This window comes from Mycobacterium sp. UM_CSW (genome assembly GCF_000455205.1).
In the GTDB taxonomy this organism is placed as follows: domain Bacteria; phylum Actinomycetota; class Actinomycetes; order Mycobacteriales; family Mycobacteriaceae; genus Mycobacterium.
On sequence record NZ_AUWQ01000066.1, the window covers coordinates 22,267 to 39,618 of the forward strand.

Annotated in this window: 18 protein-coding genes; all 18 read left to right on the top strand. The window is 69.2% G+C overall.

Annotated elements, in window-relative coordinates; translation table 11 throughout:
* The first annotated feature begins 22 nt into the window (after positions 1-22).
* Complete coding sequence (hypB, locus tag N415_RS21455) at positions 23-793, top strand: hydrogenase nickel incorporation protein HypB (RefSeq protein ID WP_068186522.1); 771 nt, start codon at positions 23-25, stop codon at positions 791-793.
* 313 nt (positions 794-1,106) lie between these two features.
* On the top strand, positions 1,107-2,162 hold the full coding sequence (locus N415_RS21460; protein ID WP_068186524.1) for a hydrogenase expression protein HypE: 1,056 nt from the start codon (positions 1,107-1,109) through the stop codon (positions 2,160-2,162).
* Between the two features lie 46 nt (positions 2,163-2,208).
* The gene (locus N415_RS21465) at positions 2,209-4,008 is read left to right on the top strand and encodes a nickel-dependent hydrogenase large subunit (RefSeq protein WP_068186526.1); all 1,800 of its coding nucleotides are present in this window, start codon (positions 2,209-2,211) and stop codon (positions 4,006-4,008) included.
* Positions 4,009-4,011: 3 nt separating this feature from the next.
* Entirely contained in the window at positions 4,012-4,920 is a 909-nt protein-coding gene (locus tag N415_RS21470) for a NifU family protein (RefSeq protein ID WP_068186528.1), read from the top strand.
* Positions 4,921-4,969: 49 nt separating this feature from the next.
* On the top strand, positions 4,970-5,617 hold the full coding sequence (locus tag N415_RS21475) for a DUF5947 family protein (RefSeq protein ID WP_068186530.1): 648 nt from the start codon (positions 4,970-4,972) through the stop codon (positions 5,615-5,617).
* Positions 5,614-6,267, top strand: coding sequence for a DUF6084 family protein (locus N415_RS21480; protein ID WP_068186532.1), 654 nt, complete (start codon positions 5,614-5,616; stop codon positions 6,265-6,267). Before N415_RS21475 ends, N415_RS21480 begins: the two co-directional genes overlap by 4 nt.
* Entirely contained in the window at positions 6,264-7,586 is a 1,323-nt protein-coding gene (locus N415_RS21485; protein ID WP_068186534.1) for a hypothetical protein, read from the top strand. The genes N415_RS21480 and N415_RS21485 overlap by 4 nt, the downstream gene beginning before the upstream one ends.
* A 148-nt stretch (positions 7,587-7,734) precedes the next feature.
* The gene (locus N415_RS21490) at positions 7,735-8,223 is read left to right on the top strand and encodes a hydrogenase maturation protease (RefSeq protein ID WP_068103541.1); all 489 of its coding nucleotides are present in this window, start codon (positions 7,735-7,737) and stop codon (positions 8,221-8,223) included.
* A gap of 3 nt (positions 8,224-8,226) precedes the next feature.
* Entirely contained in the window at positions 8,227-8,493 is a 267-nt protein-coding gene (locus tag N415_RS21495; protein WP_068126337.1) for a HypC/HybG/HupF family hydrogenase formation chaperone, read from the top strand.
* A 1-nt stretch (position 8,494) separates the two neighbouring features.
* Positions 8,495-10,819 carry a carbamoyltransferase HypF gene (hypF, locus tag N415_RS21500; RefSeq protein WP_068186536.1) on the top strand — a complete coding sequence of 775 codons (2,325 nt, stop codon included), beginning with the start codon at positions 8,495-8,497 and terminating at the stop codon, positions 10,817-10,819.
* A 1-nt stretch (position 10,820) separates the two neighbouring features.
* On the top strand, positions 10,821-11,531 hold the full coding sequence (locus N415_RS21505; protein ID WP_068186538.1) for a hydrogenase assembly protein HupF: 711 nt from the start codon (positions 10,821-10,823) through the stop codon (positions 11,529-11,531).
* Positions 11,531-12,199, top strand: a complete 669-nt coding sequence (locus N415_RS21510) for an SIS domain-containing protein (RefSeq protein WP_068186540.1) — start codon at positions 11,531-11,533, stop codon at positions 12,197-12,199. Before N415_RS21505 ends, N415_RS21510 begins: the two co-directional genes overlap by 1 nt.
* Positions 12,196-13,308 (top strand): hydrogenase expression/formation protein HypE, encoded by a 1,113-nt coding sequence (gene hypE, locus N415_RS21515; RefSeq protein WP_068186542.1) that lies wholly within the window; start codon positions 12,196-12,198, stop codon positions 13,306-13,308. Before N415_RS21510 ends, hypE begins: the two co-directional genes overlap by 4 nt.
* Positions 13,309-13,323: 15 nt before the next feature.
* Entirely contained in the window at positions 13,324-13,596 is a 273-nt protein-coding gene (locus N415_RS21520) for a HypC/HybG/HupF family hydrogenase formation chaperone (protein ID WP_068126330.1), read from the top strand.
* A gap of 11 nt (positions 13,597-13,607) precedes the next feature.
* Positions 13,608-14,747 (top strand): hydrogenase formation protein HypD, encoded by a 1,140-nt coding sequence (gene hypD, locus N415_RS21525; RefSeq protein WP_068186544.1) that lies wholly within the window; start codon positions 13,608-13,610, stop codon positions 14,745-14,747.
* Positions 14,744-15,487 (top strand): DUF6390 family protein, encoded by a 744-nt coding sequence (locus N415_RS21530; protein WP_255342541.1) that lies wholly within the window; start codon positions 14,744-14,746, stop codon positions 15,485-15,487. Before hypD ends, N415_RS21530 begins: the two co-directional genes overlap by 4 nt.
* A 49-nt stretch (positions 15,488-15,536) precedes the next feature.
* On the top strand, positions 15,537-16,181 hold the full coding sequence (locus tag N415_RS21535; RefSeq protein ID WP_068186650.1) for a hypothetical protein: 645 nt from the start codon (positions 15,537-15,539) through the stop codon (positions 16,179-16,181).
* A 27-nt stretch (positions 16,182-16,208) separates the two neighbouring features.
* On the top strand, positions 16,209-17,321 hold the full coding sequence (locus tag N415_RS21540; protein ID WP_068186546.1) for a nucleotide pyrophosphatase/phosphodiesterase family protein: 1,113 nt from the start codon (positions 16,209-16,211) through the stop codon (positions 17,319-17,321).
* Positions 17,322-17,352 lie beyond the last annotated feature (31 nt).

Sequence of the window (17,352 nt, forward strand, 5' to 3'; positions counted from 1 at the left end):
CTCCCCCCGAACGGATTTGACCATGGGCAGATTCCACCGGCACGACGACGGAACCGTGCACACCCACGACCACGACCATCCCGATCACGAGCACGGGGACCACAGTCAATACCAGACGGGCAAGCAGCGCATCGACGTGCTGGAGGCGATCTTCGCCGAGAACGACGTCCTCGCCGCGGCCAACCGAGCTGCGTTTGAAAGCCACGGGATCCGCACGCTGAACCTGATGAGCTCCCCCGGCTCGGGCAAGACCACCATCCTGCAGTCGACGCTGGACGAGCTCGCCGGCGAATTCGCGATCGGCGTCATCGAGGGTGACATCGCCACCGATCTGGACGCGGCCAAGCTCAGCGGGCACGGTGCCCAGGTGTCACTGCTCAACACCAGCAATGGGTTTGGCGGGGAATGCCACCTGGACGCGCCGATGGTCAATCGCGCCCTGCCCGGCCTCGACCTCCCCGGGCTGGACCTGGTGATCATCGAGAACGTCGGCAACCTGGTCTGCCCGGCGGAGTTTGACGTCGGCGAGCACGCCAAGGCCATGGTGTACTCCGTGACCGAGGGCGAGGACAAGCCGCTCAAATACCCGGTGATGTTCCGGTCGGTGGACGTGGTGCTGCTCAACAAGATTGACCTGGTGCCCTACCTGGATGTCGACGTCGACTCGTACATCTCGCATGTCCGCGAAGTCAACGCCACGGCCGAGATCCTGCCGGTCAGCGCGCGCACCGGCGCCGGCATGGGCGCATGGTTCGGGTGGCTGCGGCGATTCGCGGCGAACTCCGAGGACTGAGGGCGGCCGTACTGCGATTGACTCGCATGACGGACCTGCCAACCACTCGCAAGACGACGGGAATTTTCCGGTGCTTCGTTAGGCTTGCTCACGGGTTGGCCGGCCCCGCGCCTGTCGGGCGAAATCCCTTGCGCGGCAACGCCAACGAGTGCAAACAGGGGCCAATAGTACATCTGTACATTTGCCGGCAAACGGTGGACCGTTGACAACCGACTGAGGCGGGAGTAGACCCAAATTCAGCGCTGCGCAAGTGGGCCGACGGTCGACTCCGGCAGCGCAAGGAGCGTCCAGCCCGGCTCCGGAAAGCTGCAGCATGCCAACAGAAGCGGCAGTCAAAGCAGAAGAAACATTGATCCATGTTCTATGGATTAACGCGGGCCTCAGTTGCGACGGCGATTCGGTGGCGTTGACTGCCGCCACCCAGCCCAGCGTCGAGGAAATAGCCCTCGGTGCGCTCCCGGGCTTGCCCAAGGTTGCCGTGCACTGGCCCCTGATCGATTTCGAATGCGGCCCGAACGGAGGGGCCGACGACTTCCTCGAGTGGTTCTTCAGAGCCGATCGCGGCGAGCTCGAGCCGTTCGTGCTCGTCGTCGAGGGATCCATCCCGAACGAGAAGATCAAGGACGAGGGGTACTGGTGCGGGTTCGGCAACGACCCGGCCACCGGCCAGCCCATGACCACCAGCGAGTGGCTCGACCGGCTGGCACCCAAGGCCACCGCGGTCGTCGCGGTCGGGACCTGCGCCACCTACGGCGGCATCCACGCGATGGCCGGCAACCCGACCGGCGCGATGGGCGTGCCCGACTACCTCGGCTGGGACTGGAAGAGCAAGGCCGGCATCCCGATCGTCTGCGTTCCGGGCTGCCCGATCCACCCGGACAACCTGTCCGAGACGCTCACCTACCTGCTCTACATGGCCACCGGTCAGGCGCCGATGATCCCGCTCGACGACGCGCTGCGCCCCAAGTGGTTGTTCGGCAACACCGTCCACGAGGGGTGCGACCGCGCCGGCTACTACGAGCAGGGTGATTTCGCCACCGAATACGGGTCGCCGAAATGCATTGTGAAGCTTGGCTGTTGGGGCCCGGTCGTCAAATGCAACGTCCCGAAGCGCGGGTGGATCAACGGTGTCGGCGGCTGCCCGAACGTCGGCGGCATCTGCATCGGGTGCACCATGCCCGGCTTCCCGGACAAGTTCATGCCGTTCATGGACGAGCCGCCCGGCGGCAAGCTGTCCAGCACCGCGGTCGGGTTGTACGGCAGCGTGATCCGCAGCCTGCGCAGCGTCACGGGCCGCACCGTCGACAAAGAGCCGAAGTGGCGCCACAACGGCGACCAACTCACCACCGGGGCCCGCCGCACCTGGTAGGTCGCGGCACGCTTCGTTCAATTTCGCCTCACCCGGAGGGACTTCGATGACAACTATCGTCCCCGAGCCGACCACCGCCAAGCGGGAACCCGGCCAGCTCGTCGACATGGCCTGGGATCCGATCACCCGGATCGTGGGCAGCCTCGGCATCTACACCAAGATCGATTTCGAGAACAAGGAGGTCGTCGAGTGCCACAGCACCTCGTCGATCTTCCGCGGCTACTCGATCTTCATGAAGGGCAAGGACCCTCGCGACGCCCACTTCATCACCAGCCGCATCTGCGGCATCTGCGGTGACAACCATGCCACCTGTTCCTGCTACACGCAGAACATGGCGTACGGGGTCAAGCCGCCGCACCTGGGCGAGTGGCTGATCAACCTCGGCGAGGCCGCCGAGTACATGTTCGACCACAACATCTTCCAGGAGAACCTGGTCGGGGTGGACTTCTGCGAGAAGATGGTCTCCGAGACCAATCCCAGCGTGCTCTCGCTGGCGGAGAAGACCGAGGCGCCGCACGCCGACGCGCACGGGTACCGCACGATCGCCGACATCATGCGCTCGCTCAACCCGTTCAGCGGAGAGTTCTACCGGGAGGCGCTCCAGGTGAGCCGCTGGACGCGAGAGATGTTCTGCCTCATGGAGGGCCGCCACGTGCACCCCTCCACGCTGTACCCCGGCGGCATCGGCACCGTCGCGACCGTTCAGCTGATGACGGACTACATGGCGCGGCTGATGCGCTACGTCGAGTTCATGAAGAAGGTCGTGCCCATGCACGACGACCTGTTCGACTTCTTCTACACCGCACTGCCCGGTTACGAGAAGGTCGGGCTGCGGCGCACGCTGCTCGGCTGCTGGGGCTCGTTCCAGGACCCCGAGGTGTGCAACTTCGCATACAAGGACATGGAGCGTTGGGGCAACGCGATGTTCGTCACCCCGGGCGTGGTGGTCGACGGCAAGCTGGTCACCCACTCGCTGGTGGACATCAACCTCGGCATCCGGATCCTTTTGGGCAGTTCGTATTACGACGACTGGACCGACCAGGAGATGTTCGTCAAGACCGACCCGCTGGGCAACGCGGTGGACCGGCGCCACCCGTGGAACCAGCACACCAACCCCCACCCCCAGAAGCGGGACATGGAGGGCGGCAAGTACAGCTGGGTGATGTCCCCGCGCTGGTTCGACGGCACGGACCACCTGGCGCTGGACACCGGCGGCGGGCCGCTGGCCCGGCTGTGGGCGACGGCGCTCGCCGGCCTGGTCGACATCGGCTACGTCAAGGCGACCGGCAACAGCGTCAAGATCAACCTGCCCAAGACCGCGCTGAAGGGTCCCGTCGAGTTCGAGTGGAAGGTCCCGCAGTACGGCAGCAACACGATCGAACGCGACCGGGCCCGCACCTACTTCCAGGCCTACGCGGCGGCGTGCGCGTTGCACTTCGCCGAGAAGGCGTTGGAGGAGATTCGCGCCGGGCGCACCAAGACCTGGGAAAAGTTCGAGGTGCCCGACGAGGCCATCGGTTGCGGCTTCACCGAGGCGGTTCGCGGTGTGCTGAGCCACCACATGGTGATCCGGGACGGCAAGATCGCCAACTACCACCCGTACCCGCCCACCCCGTGGAACGCGAACCCGCGCGACAGCTACGGCACGCCGGGACCGTACGAGGACGCGGTGCAGGGTCAGCCGATCTTCGAGGAGAACGGGCGAGACAACTTCAAGGGCATCGACGTCATGCGCACGGTGCGCAGCTTCGACCCGTGCCTGCCGTGCGGCGTGCACATGTACCTCGGAAAGGGCAAGACCCTGGAGAGACTGCACACGCCGACGCAGTCGCCTGTCGGGGAGTGACGTATGGCCGATCGCCCGACGAGCCCAGTGAAGGGGCCTGAGAACGACACGCAGTGGCGCGCAGCGGGCGATCGGATCCAGACACTCCTGGATTCCTGCGCGGCGAGCGGGGCGGCCGCGCACGAGCGCGCCCAGCAGTTGGTCCGCGAGGTGGTCGGCCTCTACGGGGCCGCCCTCGAACGGATCGTGCGAGCCGGCGACGCCGGTTTCGCCGAGCGGCTGGCCACCGACGACCTGGTGGCCAGCCTGCTGCTGGTCCACGGGCTGCACCCACACGACCTGCGCCGGCGGGTGTCCGACGCGCTGGACCGGGTGCGGCCCTACCTCGGCTCGCACGGCGGCGACGTCGACCTGCTGGAGGTGCTCGACGATGGCACGGTGCGGCTGGCATTCAAGGGCAGCTGCAAGAGCTGCCCGTCGTCGGCCGTGACGCTGGAGCTGGCCGTCGAGGACGCGGTCCGGGCCGCCGCGCCGGAGGTCACCTCGATTGAGGTGGTGACGGCGGAGCCGGCGGCCAACGCGGCCGTGATCCCGACGGAATCGCTGATGGCACACGTGCGTTCGAACGGCCACAGCCCGAACGGGGCCGGCACCTGGCACCCGCTGCCCGAGTTGGCGGAGTTGGAGCCCGGCGACGTCGCGGGCTTCCGGGTTGCGGGCACCGCGCTGCTGGTGTGCCGGGTCGGCGACCTGCCGCTGGCCTACCGCGACCACTGCCCGGTGTGTGACGACTCGTTGGCGGGCGCACGACTGAACGCAACGCTATTGGGCTGCCCGCGCTGCGGCACGCAGTTCGACGTCGTGCATGCGGGCGCCGGCCCCGACGGAACTCACCTCGAGCCGCTTCCCCTGCTGCCCCGCGACGGAGTGCCCTCGGTGGCGCTCCCCGAACCGATGGAAGCCCGCGCGTGACTCGCGCCGGCGACGATGCAGAGCGAAGCGATGAGGAGGAGCGGCGCCAATGAACAGCGCGTATGACGTTCTCGCCCGCATCCGAAGCGACCGGGCGGCCCCCGAGCCGGCCGCCGAGCGGTGCGAAATGTGCTCGGAAATCATTCCCGACGAGCATCAGCACGTGGTGAACGTCGGCGCACGGCAACTGATGTGCGTCTGCCGCGCCTGCTATCTGTTGTTCACCGACACCGGTGCCGAACTGCGCTACAGGTCGGTGCCGGACCGCTACCTGGCGTTTCCCGGTTTCGCGCTGGACCGCCGCGCGTGGGAGGCGCTCCAGATCCCGGTCGGCGTCGCCTTCTTCTTCACCAACTCCGCGCTCGGGCGCACCGTCGCCTTCTATCCCGGCCCGGCCGGGGCGACCGAGTCTGAACTCGACCTGGATGCCTGGAACGCAATCGGCGGAGCCGACCCGCGGGTGGCCCTGCTGACCGACGACGTCGAGGCGCTGCTCGTCCGGGTGCCGGAGACCAGCACGGGCGAAGTCGAAAGTGCCGACCCGCAAAGCTATCTCGTGCCGATCGACGCCTGCTACGAGTTCGTCGGGCGGTTGCGCATGCTGTGGCGGGGGTTCGACGGCGGCCAGGAGGCCCGCGCGTTCATCGACGACTTCTTTGCACGGGTCGCCGCCTGGGCGGTGGAGACGCGGCCATGACGACAGAGCACCTGGACGTGAACTTCGCGGTCCTCGACGTGGCGCCCGAGCCGTATGCGGTGACCCCGGTGCTGACCGCGCGGGTCAGCGTGGCCGCCAACGGGGACGACCCTGTGCACGCGATCGCCCTGCGCTGCCAGGTCCGGATCGAGCCGCTGCGCCGGTCCTACTCGGAGGCGGAGGCGGCCGGGCTGCTCGACTTGTTCGGTCCCCGCGAACGCTGGGCCGCCACCCAGCGCACCTTCCTCTGGCAGCACGCCACCGCGATGGTGCCGGGGTTCGCCGGCAACACGACGGTCGCGCTGCCGCTGGACTGCACCTACGACTTCGAGGTCGCCGCCGCCAAGTACCTGCACGCGCTGCGCGACGGCGCGCTGCCGCTCCAGTTCCTGTTCAGCGGAACCATTTTCGTCAAGTCCGAACGCGGGTTCTCGGTCCAGCAGGTGTCGTGGGACTGCGAGTACCGCTACGACATGCCGGTCTCGGTCTGGCAGGACCTGATCGCGCAGCACTATCCGAACACCGGCTGGGTCCGGCTGAGCCACGAAACCATCGCGGCGCTGGCGGCCTACAAGTCGGCGCAGGGACTGCTCGACCTCGACCACGCGGTCACCTCGCTGCTGGACACCGAACGGGAGGCGGCCACATGACCTCCGCCTGGGACCGGGCCCGCGCCGTCGCCGACGCGGTGTTGTACGAGGGCTACCTGCTCTACCCGTATCGCGGCACGTCGAGCAAGAACCAATCACGCTGGCAGTTCGGTGTTTTGGGCCCGCCCGGCGCCGCGGAAGCGGGCCTGGGCGAGGACGACACCCTGGCGGCGGAGTTCCTGGTCGACGGGTCGGCGGCGCTGACCCTGGTGGTCCGGTTCCTGCAGCTGCAGCACCGCGGCGCGGAGCGCGAATTCGCCCACGGCGCATTCGAACCGGTGGACGAGCTGAGGACCGCGGCCGGGTCGTGGCTCACCTGGGACGAGGCGGTCGAGTGCGAGCTGTCCTTCGGCCCCCTGGCGTTGGACGGTCGACCGCGCACGCTGCCGGTGGTGGCGAACGCCGCCACGGACATCGAGCTGCTCGCCGGTGGTCGGCTGGTCCGCGAGCGGCGCGAGGTGCGCGGCGAGCTGACCGTCACCAGCGAGCCGGACGGCGACCTGCGCCGGGTGTCGGTGCGGGTCGCCAACGTCGGCGCGGCCGCGGAAAGCAAAACCGATTCGATCGCGCGGTCCATGATCGGGACGCACCTCATCGCCGAAGTCGTTGGCGGGGAATTCGTTTCGCTGCTCGAGCCGCCGCCGAGCGCCGTCGAGGCGGCGTCGCGGTGTCGCCAGCACCGGTGTTTCCCCGTGCTGGCGGGCCCCGCCGGCACCCGCGACATCCTGCTGATCTCGCCGATCATCCTCTACGACCACCCCGAGGTCGCCGAACAGAGCAACACGGCGCTCTACGACTGCACGGAGATCGACGAGATCCTCACCCTGCGCGTGATGACGATGACGGACGAAGAGAAGGCCCAGGCCCGCGCCACCGACCCGCGGGCCGCGCAAATCATCGACCAGTGTGACGCCATGTCACCCGATGCGATGGCGCGCCTGCACGGGGTGCTGCGCGACCCGCACACCCTCTCGGGCCTGGTTCCCGAGATCCCGGAGGGGGTCGACTGGTGGGATCCGCTGGCCGACAACGCTGTTCGTCCCGAAGTCGACGCGGTGCTGGTGAACGGCGTGCGGGTCGCGCGGGGCAGCCGGGTGCGGTTGCACCCGATGCGCAACGCCGACGCGCAGGACATCTTCGTCGCGGGCAAGACCGCCCGCGTGACGTCGGTGCACGAGGACGTGGAGGGCAACAAGCATGTCGCGGTCGTCGTCGACGACGACCCCGCCGCCGAGCTGCACGACTGGTACGGCCGCTACCTGTACTTCTCCCCCGACGAGGTCGAGCCACTCGAAGCTGGACAACCCGCAAAACCCTGAAAGGAGTTCCAAATGGAAGTCTTAGGCTGGATATTCGTCGCCATCATCGCGTTGGTGGCCGCGGTCGCAGTCATGCTCGGACTGATATCGCTGCCCGACGCCCGCCGCTACCTGAAGTTGAGGCGTATGTAGCCGACCGGGGGAATCGATGACAGCGCGCATCCTGGTAGCCGGGATCGGCAATATCTTCCTGGGGGATGACGGATTCGGCTCGGAAGTCGTCCGCAACGCCGAGATCCCGCGGGATGACGCGGGCGTCCGGGTCATCGACTACGGCATCCGCGGCATGCACCTGGCCTACGACCTGCTCGAAGAGTGGGACTCGTTGGTCCTCGTCGACGCCGTGCCCAGCCGCGGCAGCCCCGGCACGTTGCACGTGTTCCAGGCCGACTGCGAACAAGACTCGGACGCAACGGGTTTGGACGCCCACAGCATGGACCCGGCCGCCGTGTTCGCCAGCCTGCGGGCCCTGGGCGGCAGCCCGCCGTACACCGTGGTCGTGGGCTGCGAGGCGGGCAGCGTCGAGGAAGGCATCGGTCTGAGCGAGCCGGTGGCCAAGGCCGTCCCCCGCGCCGCGCGGGCCGTCGAGGAAATCGTCGCGGCGCTGCAGACGTCCACCGTACGAGAGGACCGCTGAGCCATGTGTCTGGGGATCCCCGGTCAAGTGATCCGGATGTTGGACGGATACGAGGGACAGCTCGCGCTGGTCGACGTCACCGGCGAGGAGCGCCGGGTCAACGTCGGCATGCTGCCGGAGGAGACGTTCGCGCCCGGCGACTGGATAATCATCCACATGGGCTTCGCCGTGGAGAAGACGGACCGCGCCGGCGCGGAGGAAGCGATGGCCGGCCTCGAGCTGATGGGCAGGGGCCGCCCCGACCCGACGGTCAGCCCGGGGGGCGGTTGAGATGACCCAGTCCCCCCTGATGCTGCGGATTGATGACGTCCGGCAGCGCTTCACCGTGACCGGTGTCGTCCAGGGGGTTGGCTTCCGTCCGTTCGTCCACCGCGTCGCCAGCGAGCTCGGCCTGGCCGGATTCGTCGGCAACGATTCCGGGGCGGTGTTCCTCGAGGTGCAGGGCGACCGCGGGCGCGTCGAGGAATTCGGTCGCCGGCTGCGCGCCGAGGCGCCGCCGCTGGCGCGTATCGGCAACGTGACCGTCACCGACCTGGCCGTCGAGGCCGTCGGTGACTGCGCGTTCCGGATCGTCGAGAGCCGGACGATCGCCGGTGAGCGCATTCTTAAGACGCCGATCCCGCCCGACATCGCGGTGTGCGACGACTGCGTCCGGGAGTTGTTCGACCCGCGCGACCGCCGTTACCGGCACCCCTTCGTGTCCTGTACCAACTGCGGGCCGCGGTTCACCATCATCCGCGAATTGCCCTACGACCGCCCGGCGACCACCATGTCGGGATTCGCCATGTGCGACCGCTGTGCGGCCGAATACCACGACCCGGCGGACCGCCGCTTCCACGCGCAGCCGATCGCGTGCCCGGATTGCGGCCCGTCGCTGCGGTTTTCGTCGGTCGCCGGTGAGGTCACCGGATCGGATGCCTCGCTGGCGGCCGCCCAGCGCGCCCTGGCGGACGGTGCCGTCGTCGCCGTCAAGGGGATCGGCGGCTACCACCTGGCCTGCGCGGTCGACGACGACGGGGCGGTCGGCGCCCTTCGGGCCCGAAAGGTGCGGGGCGCCAAGCCGTTCGCCATGCTCGTCCGCGACCTCGAGGTCGCGCGGCGCTACGCGCACGTCGACGCCGACGAGGCCGCGGTGCTGTCGAGCCCCGCCCGCCCGATCGTGCTGCTGCGCCGCCGCGAGGGTGCGCCCGTCGCCGAAGCCGTCGCGCCGGGCAGCCCGCTGCTCGGGCTGATGCTGCCGTACTCACCCGTCCATCACCTGCTGTTGACACCCGTCCCCGACGCGCTGGTGATGACAAGTGCCAACCGCTCCGACGAGCCCATCTGCTTCACCGATGGCGATGCCGCCGAACGCCTTCCGGCGCTGTGCGACGCGGTCCTCGACCACAACCGGCCGATCCACGTGCCGTGCGACGACTCCGTGGTGCGCGTGATTGACGGTCGCGAGTTGCCGATCCGCCGGTCCCGGGGCTATGCGCCGCTGCCCGTCGATCTCGGGCGGACGGGCCCGGCGGTGCTCGCGGTGGGCGGGGAGCTGAAGAACACCTTCTGCCTCACCGACGGCTCGCGGGCGTACCTGTCCGGCCACATCGGCGACATGGCCACCTGGGAGACGCTGCGGGCATTCGAGCGCGCGGTCGGTCAGCTCTCCGGGATGCGCGGCGAGCCGGCACGAATGGCCGCGGACCTGCACCCGGGGTATCACACCCGGGACTGGGCGGAGCGCCGCGCGGGCGAGCGGCCGCTGGATCTCGTCCAGCACCACCACGCGCACGTCGTCTCGCTGCTGGCCGAGCACGGCCGGCTTGGGGAGCCCGTCATCGGGGTGTCGTTCGACGGGACCGGCTATGGCTGCGACCAAACCATCTGGGGCGGTGAGGTTCTGGCCCTCGGGACCGACAGCCACCGGTTCGTCCGGGCCGGCCATCTGCTGCCGGTTCCGCTGCCGGGCGGTGACGCCGCGGTGCGCAACCCATGGCGGATGGCGCTGTCCCAATTGTGGATGGCCGGCATCGACTGGACCCCCGATCTCCCGCCGGTCGCCGCCGCGACCGAGGACGAATTGCGACTCACCCGTTCGCAATTGGAGAGCGGAGCCGGGTGTGTCCCGTGTTCGAGCGTCGGCCGGCTGTTCGACGCGGTCGCCTCGCTGCTCGGGGTGCGGCACCGGATCGACTACGAGGGCCAGGCCGCCATCGAGCTCGAGGCTCTCGCGGAGACGGCCTCGGACGACCAGGGGCCGTCGCTGCCGCTGACGGTACGGGCCGACGGGGTGATCGATCCGACGACCATGGTGCAAACAATGGTGGCGGCCCGTTACGCCGGCACCGCGCCCGCGCTGCTGGCCGCCGCCTTCCACGAGGCGCTCGCGGACGCCGTCGCCAAGGTGGTCCGTCGTGTGGCGGGCGATATCCGCCTCGTGGGGCTCACCGGCGGCGTCTTCCAGAACGTGCTGCTGCTGCGTGCTTGCCGTAAGCGCTTGCAGCGCAACGGATTCGATGTCCTGACTCATCACATCGTCCCGCCCAATGACGGCGGGCTGGCGCTGGGTCAGGCCGCGATCTCGATGCTGACGGGTTTGGAAGAGGATGACTGAGGTGACTACTACTGCCATTGATCGCGGGCTGGGCGCCGAGTTGGCGGAGGACCTGGCGGCCGCCGCGTTCACGCTGGCCAAGCGTTTCGCCGCGGGGGCGACCATGTGGTCGATCGCGCCGTCGTGGGAACCGCACGCGCTGCACATCGCGGTCGAGTTCGTGCACCCGGTGATCGTGGGCAAGCGGGCGCTGCCCGCGGTCGCGCTGACCGGACCGGAGTTGGTGGACCTGGTGCGGGTGTCGGTGCGGCCCGGCGACATCGTGGTCGCGGTCTCCGGGGCCGACGACCCGCAGGTGCGCTCGGTGATGCGGCGCGCCCCGGCGTGGGGGGCGACCACGATCTGGATCGGCAGCGGCGAGCGGCCCCCGGCCGGGATGGCCGATCACGTGCTGTGGCTCGACGACCCGGATCCGCGGGTGCCCGCGACGGGCGGCTTCGTGCTGTTCTATCACCTGCTGTGGGAGCTGACCCACGTGTGTTTCGAGCACCCGGGGTTGCTGAAAGACGACTGCTCGGAAGGGGTTTGCGTTACGTGCAGCGACGAGGGGCGCCTGGGCGAAGTCGTCGGCCCGTCGGCGGGCGGCCAAGCGTCGGTGCGCACCGCGCGTGGCGTCGAGGACGTGATCACCACGCTCGTCGACCCGGTCGACGCCGGCGACCTGGTGCTGGTGCATGCCGGCGCGGCGATCGGCCGGCTGGAGGACTGCTGATGAGTCAAGACGAGCCCACCAACTTCCTGTACCCGTTCATCGACGCGCAGGAGGATGACGCGAAGTCGCTGCTGGCCGACCTGGCCGCGTCCGCGCAGGCGAAGGCGGCCGAGAGCCTGGCGCTGCGGCGCTCCACCCTGGAGGCCAACGCCGACCTGGTGGAGGCGGCCGCCGCCGAGCTGGCACGCCGTTTCGCGGCGGGCGGGCGGCTGTTCACCTTCGGAAACGGCGGCAGCTGTACCGATTCCACGACGCTGGCGAGGCTGTTCGCCCGGCCGCCCATCGGCAGGCCGCTGCCCGCGTGGTCGCTGACGGCCGACCAGGCGGTAATGACCGCACTGGGCAACGACGTCGGATTCGAGTTGGTGTTCGCCCGCCAGTTGATCGCGCGGGCGAAAGCCGGCGACATCGCGATCGCCATGTCGACTAGCGGCGGGTCGCCCAACCTGCTCGCCGCGCTGGCCGAAGCGCACCGGCGCGAGCTCTACACGATCGGTTTCGCCGGCTACAGCGGCGGCGCCTTCGCCGACAACCCGAACGTGGACGCCTGCTTCGTCGTTCGGTCGCAAAGCGTGCACCGGATTCAGGAGTCGCAGGCGCTGCTGGGCTACCAGCTGTGGCTGAGTGTGCATCACCAGCTGGGCGATGAAGGTCTGGGGGCGGCATGAACAAGCCGGCGGGCGAATACCTTTCGTCGGGCCCGCGGTTCGGCGAGGGCGAGGTGATCGAGCGGATCGAGTCGTTCCGCAGGCGTCGCCCCCGGTTGCTCGACGACCACGTGACGCTGGCCCACGGGGCGGGCGGCAAGGCCTCGGCCGCGCTGGTGGACGCGGTGTTCCTGGAGGCCTTCCGCAACCCGCTGCTGGAGTCCCTCGGCGACGGCGCGGTCCTGGCGCTGCCGGGCGGCGAGCGCCTGGCGATGTCGACGGACTCGTTCGTGGTGCAGCCCAGGCGTTTTCCCGGCGGGTCGATCGGTGAGCTCGCCGTCCACGGCACCTGCAACGACCTCGCGATGGCTGGCGCCGTGCCGTCCTGGATCTCCGCGGCGTTCGTCATCGAAGAGGGCTTCCCGATCGCCGAGTTGAAGGAGATCGTCGCCGACATGGCGGCCGCCGCCGCGGTCGCGGGTGTGCAGATCGTCACCGGCGACACCAAGGTGGTGCCCAAGGGCGCGGCCGACGGGCTGTTCGTCACCACCACCGGCGCGGGCGTCATCCCCGACGGGCGGGCGCTGTCGGCGCGGTCGGTGCGCACCGGGGACAAGGTGCTGCTGTCGGGGCCGATGGGCGATCACGGCATGGCCGTCATGCTCGCCCGCGGCGACCTGGCGATCGAGGCCGACATCGCCTCCGACACCGCGTCGGTCAGCCCACTGGTGGAGCTGCTCTTGGCGGCCGCCCCGTCCACCCGGTGGATGCGCGACGCGACCCGCGGTGGGGTCGGCACCGTGTGCAACGAACTCGCCCAGGCCTGCGGCCTCGGGGTGCTGCTGGAAGAGGAGCGACTTCCCGTGCGGCCCATGGTCAATGGCGCCTGCGAGTTGCTCGGCATCGATCCGTTGTACGTCGCCAACGAGGGCAAGTTCGTCGCCGTCGTCGCCGCGGAGGAGGCCGACGCCGGGCTGGCCGCGTTGCGGTCCCATCCCCTGGGCGCCGACGCGGCCGAGGTCGGGGAGATTGTCACCGAACCCGCCGAAACCGTGGTGCTGCGCACCGGGTTCGGCGGAACGCGGATCGTCGACATGCTCGTCGGGGACCCGCTGCCGAGGATTTGCTAGAGGAGATGGGCTGACATGTGTCTTGGGATTCCGGGCCGGATCGTCGAAATCACCGATCCCGCCAACTATCTGGCCAAGGTGGACGTCAGCGGCGTGCAGCGCACCATCAGCGTGCGCCTGCTGGAGGACGACATGCCCGAGCCCGACGACTGGGTGCTGGTCCACGTCGGCTTCGCCATGGCCAAGATCGACGAGAGCGAGGCGCTGCTCACGCTGGCCGCGATCCAGAAACTCGGTGAGGCCTATCAAACCGAGATGGAAGCCTTCGACTCGTCGGCCATCATCTAAGGGGAACTGCTATGAAATTCGTTGACGAGTTTCGTGATCCGGCCGCGGCGCGCAAGCTGCTGGGCGCCATAAACAGCCTGGCGCGTTTGGCTGGCGACGGTGGCGAACAGTTCAAGTTCATGGAGGTGTGTGGCGGGCACACGCACACCATCTACCGGCACGGCATCGAACACCTGCTGCCCGACAACGTCGAGCTGGTGCACGGCCCGGGCTGCCCGGTCTGCGTGATCCCGATGGGCCGCATCGACGACGCGATGTGGCTGGCCGGCCAGCCCGACGTCATCTTCACCTGTTTCGGCGACATGATGCGCGTGCCCGGGTCCAACGGCAGCCTGCTGGACGCCAAGGCGCGCGGCGCCGACGTGCGGTTCGTCTACTCGCCGCTTGACGCGCTGAAGATCGCCGTCGACAACCCCGACAAGCAAATCGTGTTCTTCGCCATCGGCTTCGAGACCACCGCGCCCTCGACCGCGGTGACGCTGGTGCGCGCCCGCGACCTGGGCCTGCCCAATTTCAGCGTCTTCTGCAACCACGTCACCATCGTCCCGCCGATCAAGGCCATCCTGGAATCCCCCGACTTGCGGCTGTCCGGGTTCATCGGACCCGGGCACGTGTCGACGGTGGTGGGCAACCGCCCCTACCGGTTCGTGCCCGAGGTGTACCGAAAGCCGTTGGTAGTGGCGGGTTTCGAGCCGCTGGACATCCTGGCGGCGGTCGCGATGCTGCTGAGCCAGATCCGCGAGGGCCGCTGCGAGGTGGAGAACCAGTACAAGCGTGTGGTGCCCGAGCGCGGCAACCCCGCGGCGCTGGCCCTGATGGGCAAGGTGTTCGCGCTGCGCCCGCACTTCGAATGGCGCGGGCTGGGCTTCATCTCGCAGAGCGCGCTGCGGCTGCACGACGACTTCGCGGAATTCGACGCCGAGCTGCGCTTCGCGATGCCCGGCGTGCGCGTCGCCGACCCCAAGGCCTGCCAGTGCGGCGAGGTGCTCAAGGGTGTCCTCAAGCCCTGGGAGTGCAAGGTTTTCGGCACCGCGTGCACCCCCGAGACGCCGATCGGCACGTGCATGGTGTCGCCCGAGGGAGCGTGCGCGGCCTACTACAACTTCGGCCGCATGCACCGCGACGCGGTCAAGCTGGTGGGGCGCACTTGACCGACATCCGCGGTGCCGAGATGTTCGCCCGGTACGCGTACGCCCCCAACGCCCTTGGCTACTGCGGGCCCCCGCTCGGGGCCACCCTGCGCGACGGGTCCGTCGACGAGGTGCGCCGCGCGGCGACGGGATTTTCCGGGGCCTGGCCCTACCTGCAGGTCCTGTCCCGGCTGACCGGCATCGCCGACCCGCTGGATTACCGGCTCGTCGAATCCTATTGGCTCGGTGGCGGTCTCGGCGCCGGCCTGGATCCGGGCGCGTTCTTCGACGCGCTGCTGGAGATCATCGGCCCGCAGGCCGGCCGGTACTGGTCGCACCTCACCCCCGAGCTGGGCCACGAGGCCGCCGCCAACCACTGCTTTCACGTGTTCGGGGTGTATCCGTGGACCCGGTTTTTAGGACTTAAAAACCGAAGCATGGATGAGCACCCGCTGAGCGTCCTGGACAACTGCCGGATCACCTGGGGCACAGTCGTTTCCCGCGACAACGACGACGTCGAGGTGTCGTGCCGGAAGCTCCTCTGGGACGGCCGGGCCCTGAGGCTGTCCGAGCCCGCTGTCCGCCCGCTCGACGTCTGGGCCGACGGGTACAGCGCCGTGCCCGACGTCGCCGTCGGCGACGAAGTCGCGGTGCACTGGGGCCGGCTGTGCGGCCGGCTGACACCGGAGCAGGTTGGCGCGCTCGCCGACAGCACCGACCGTCAGCTGCGGGTGACCAGCCAACGACTGGCGCACGTTTAGGCAAGAATCGCGCAAGGATTAGGCAAGGCGCCCGCCGGACGCTGTGCACATGAGCACACCTTCGTACCGTCGGCGGGCCATCACCAAGCTCGCGCTGATCGCCGCGGCGACCGTTGTGGCAGCGTGCGCGCACACGACAGCGCCCGCAACGGTGATGCCCAAGACCAGTCCGACGACCACGTCGCGCGCGCCTGGCAAGGGCGCGGTCACCTTCGAATACTTGCAGCGCGCGCCCGTCCCGGGGCTGTGCGAGCACGATCCGGGCCAACTGAGAGGCGGTGAATTGCCGCAACAAGAGGGGCATCCCGGACACGTCGGGATCGCGTTGAACTACAACACGGGCGCCTACAAGGTCGCGTTTGGCGACCTGACCGGGCGCGGAGGCGACGCCGCCATGGTCATCCACTGCAATGCCGGTGGGGTCGGGTGGCCGGAGATCGTGCAGCTCTACACCGCGGGCCCGCAGCTCTCAAAAACCGGGCCCACGCGGCTGGGTGGAATCGACCTCGACGACCTCACCCACGGCGGCAGGGAAGTCGTGACCGATCTGTCCATCTCGGACCATGTCGTGCATGTGACGTGGATGACCACCGGTCCGAATGAGGCAATGTGTTGCGGGACCGTGGAGATGAAGGCCGACCTCCGTTGGGACGGTTCCACGGTGGTTGCCCAGAACGTGCGCCGAGTCAACTGAGACCGTCTGGCGTGCCAGACTGGCCCGATGGCCGGTTCGATCTGCGACGTGCTGCCGGCCGCGGCCGCGTTGCTCGGCGCCCCCGACGGGGCCGACCGGTTGGGCCTCGCGGAATCCGTCGGCGACGTCGACCGCGTCGCGGTCGTGCTGGTCGACGGGATGGGGTGGCACCTGCTACCCAAGCTGACCGGTGACGCGCCGCTGCTGGCCTCGGTGCTGGCCGGCGGCACCGGGAACCTGACCGAACTCACCTGCACCTTTCCGTCGACGACGCCGACCAGCCTGGTGTCCCTGGGCACCGGCGCTTGGCCCGGAGAGCACGGCATCCTCGGTTTCACCCTCAATGTGCCCGGCACCGAGCGGGTGCTCACCCACATCGTCTGGCGCGACGACCCGCCCCACGCCGAATGGCAGCCGCTGCCGAGTTGGTTCGGCCGGCTCGAGCGGGCCGGCATCGCCGCGCGGGCGGTGCTGCCCGCGCCGTTCATCGGCAGCGGGTTGACCGACGCGGCGTACCGCGGCGCGCGCTTCCGCCCGACACAGCCGACCGACGACTACGCCCAGCTGGTGGCCGACGAGGTGCAGGCGGGGCCGGGCCTGGTCTTCGGCTACATCGCCGACCTGGACACCGCCGCCCACCTGTTCGGCATCGGATCCCAGCACTGGCACGAGGCGGCGGTGCGCGTCGACGCCCTGCTGACCCGGCTGGTCGATACCCTGCCGCCGAACGCGGCGCTGCTGGTGACCGCCGACCACGGCGGCCTCAATGTCCCCCCGGACGCCCGCGTCGATCTCGACACCGACCCGCGGCTGGGCGACGGGGTGCGCGTGGTCGCCGGCGAGCCGCGGGTGCGCTACCTGCACACCGAGCCGGGCGCCGCCGCCGACGTGCGGGCCGCCTGGGCCGAGACGCTCGACGGCCGGGCACACGTCTACGACCGCGAGCACGCCGTGGCCACCGGGATGTTCGGGCCGGTGAACCCGGCGCACCTGGCGCGGATCGGCGACGTCGTCGTCGTCTGCACCGGCGACACCGCCGTGCTGGCGACCGCCCACGAGCCCCCGGAATCCGCCCGCCTCATCGGCTTTCACGGCGGGGCGACCCCGGTCGAGATGGCGATTCCATTGATCGTTTTCTGACCCGCCCAGGCACCTCGGCGAGTCACCACCA

Excerpts from the sequence above, each read along its gene's own strand:
- hypB (WP_068186522.1), top strand. The coding sequence starts at position 23 with ATGGGCAGATTCCACCGGCACGACGACGGAACCGTGCACACCCACGAC.
- N415_RS21460 (WP_068186524.1), top strand. The coding sequence starts at position 1,107 with ATGCCAACAGAAGCGGCAGTCAAAGCAGAAGAAACATTGATCCATGTT.
- N415_RS21465 (WP_068186526.1), top strand. The coding sequence starts at position 2,209 with ATGACAACTATCGTCCCCGAGCCGACCACCGCCAAGCGGGAACCCGGC.
- N415_RS21470 (WP_068186528.1), top strand. The coding sequence starts at position 4,012 with ATGGCCGATCGCCCGACGAGCCCAGTGAAGGGGCCTGAGAACGACACG.
- N415_RS21475 (WP_068186530.1), top strand. The coding sequence starts at position 4,970 with ATGAACAGCGCGTATGACGTTCTCGCCCGCATCCGAAGCGACCGGGCG.
- N415_RS21480 (WP_068186532.1), top strand. The coding sequence starts at position 5,614 with ATGACGACAGAGCACCTGGACGTGAACTTCGCGGTCCTCGACGTGGCG.
- N415_RS21485 (WP_068186534.1), top strand. The coding sequence starts at position 6,264 with ATGACCTCCGCCTGGGACCGGGCCCGCGCCGTCGCCGACGCGGTGTTG.
- N415_RS21490 (WP_068103541.1), top strand. The coding sequence starts at position 7,735 with ATGACAGCGCGCATCCTGGTAGCCGGGATCGGCAATATCTTCCTGGGG.
- N415_RS21495 (WP_068126337.1), top strand. The coding sequence starts at position 8,227 with ATGTGTCTGGGGATCCCCGGTCAAGTGATCCGGATGTTGGACGGATAC.
- hypF (WP_068186536.1), top strand. The coding sequence starts at position 8,495 with ATGACCCAGTCCCCCCTGATGCTGCGGATTGATGACGTCCGGCAGCGC.
- N415_RS21510 (WP_068186540.1), top strand. The coding sequence starts at position 11,531 with ATGAGTCAAGACGAGCCCACCAACTTCCTGTACCCGTTCATCGACGCG.
- hypE (WP_068186542.1), top strand. The coding sequence starts at position 12,196 with ATGAACAAGCCGGCGGGCGAATACCTTTCGTCGGGCCCGCGGTTCGGC.
- N415_RS21520 (WP_068126330.1), top strand. The coding sequence starts at position 13,324 with ATGTGTCTTGGGATTCCGGGCCGGATCGTCGAAATCACCGATCCCGCC.
- hypD (WP_068186544.1), top strand. The coding sequence starts at position 13,608 with ATGAAATTCGTTGACGAGTTTCGTGATCCGGCCGCGGCGCGCAAGCTG.
- N415_RS21535 (WP_068186650.1), top strand. The coding sequence starts at position 15,537 with ATGAGCACACCTTCGTACCGTCGGCGGGCCATCACCAAGCTCGCGCTG.
- N415_RS21540 (WP_068186546.1), top strand. The coding sequence starts at position 16,209 with ATGGCCGGTTCGATCTGCGACGTGCTGCCGGCCGCGGCCGCGTTGCTC.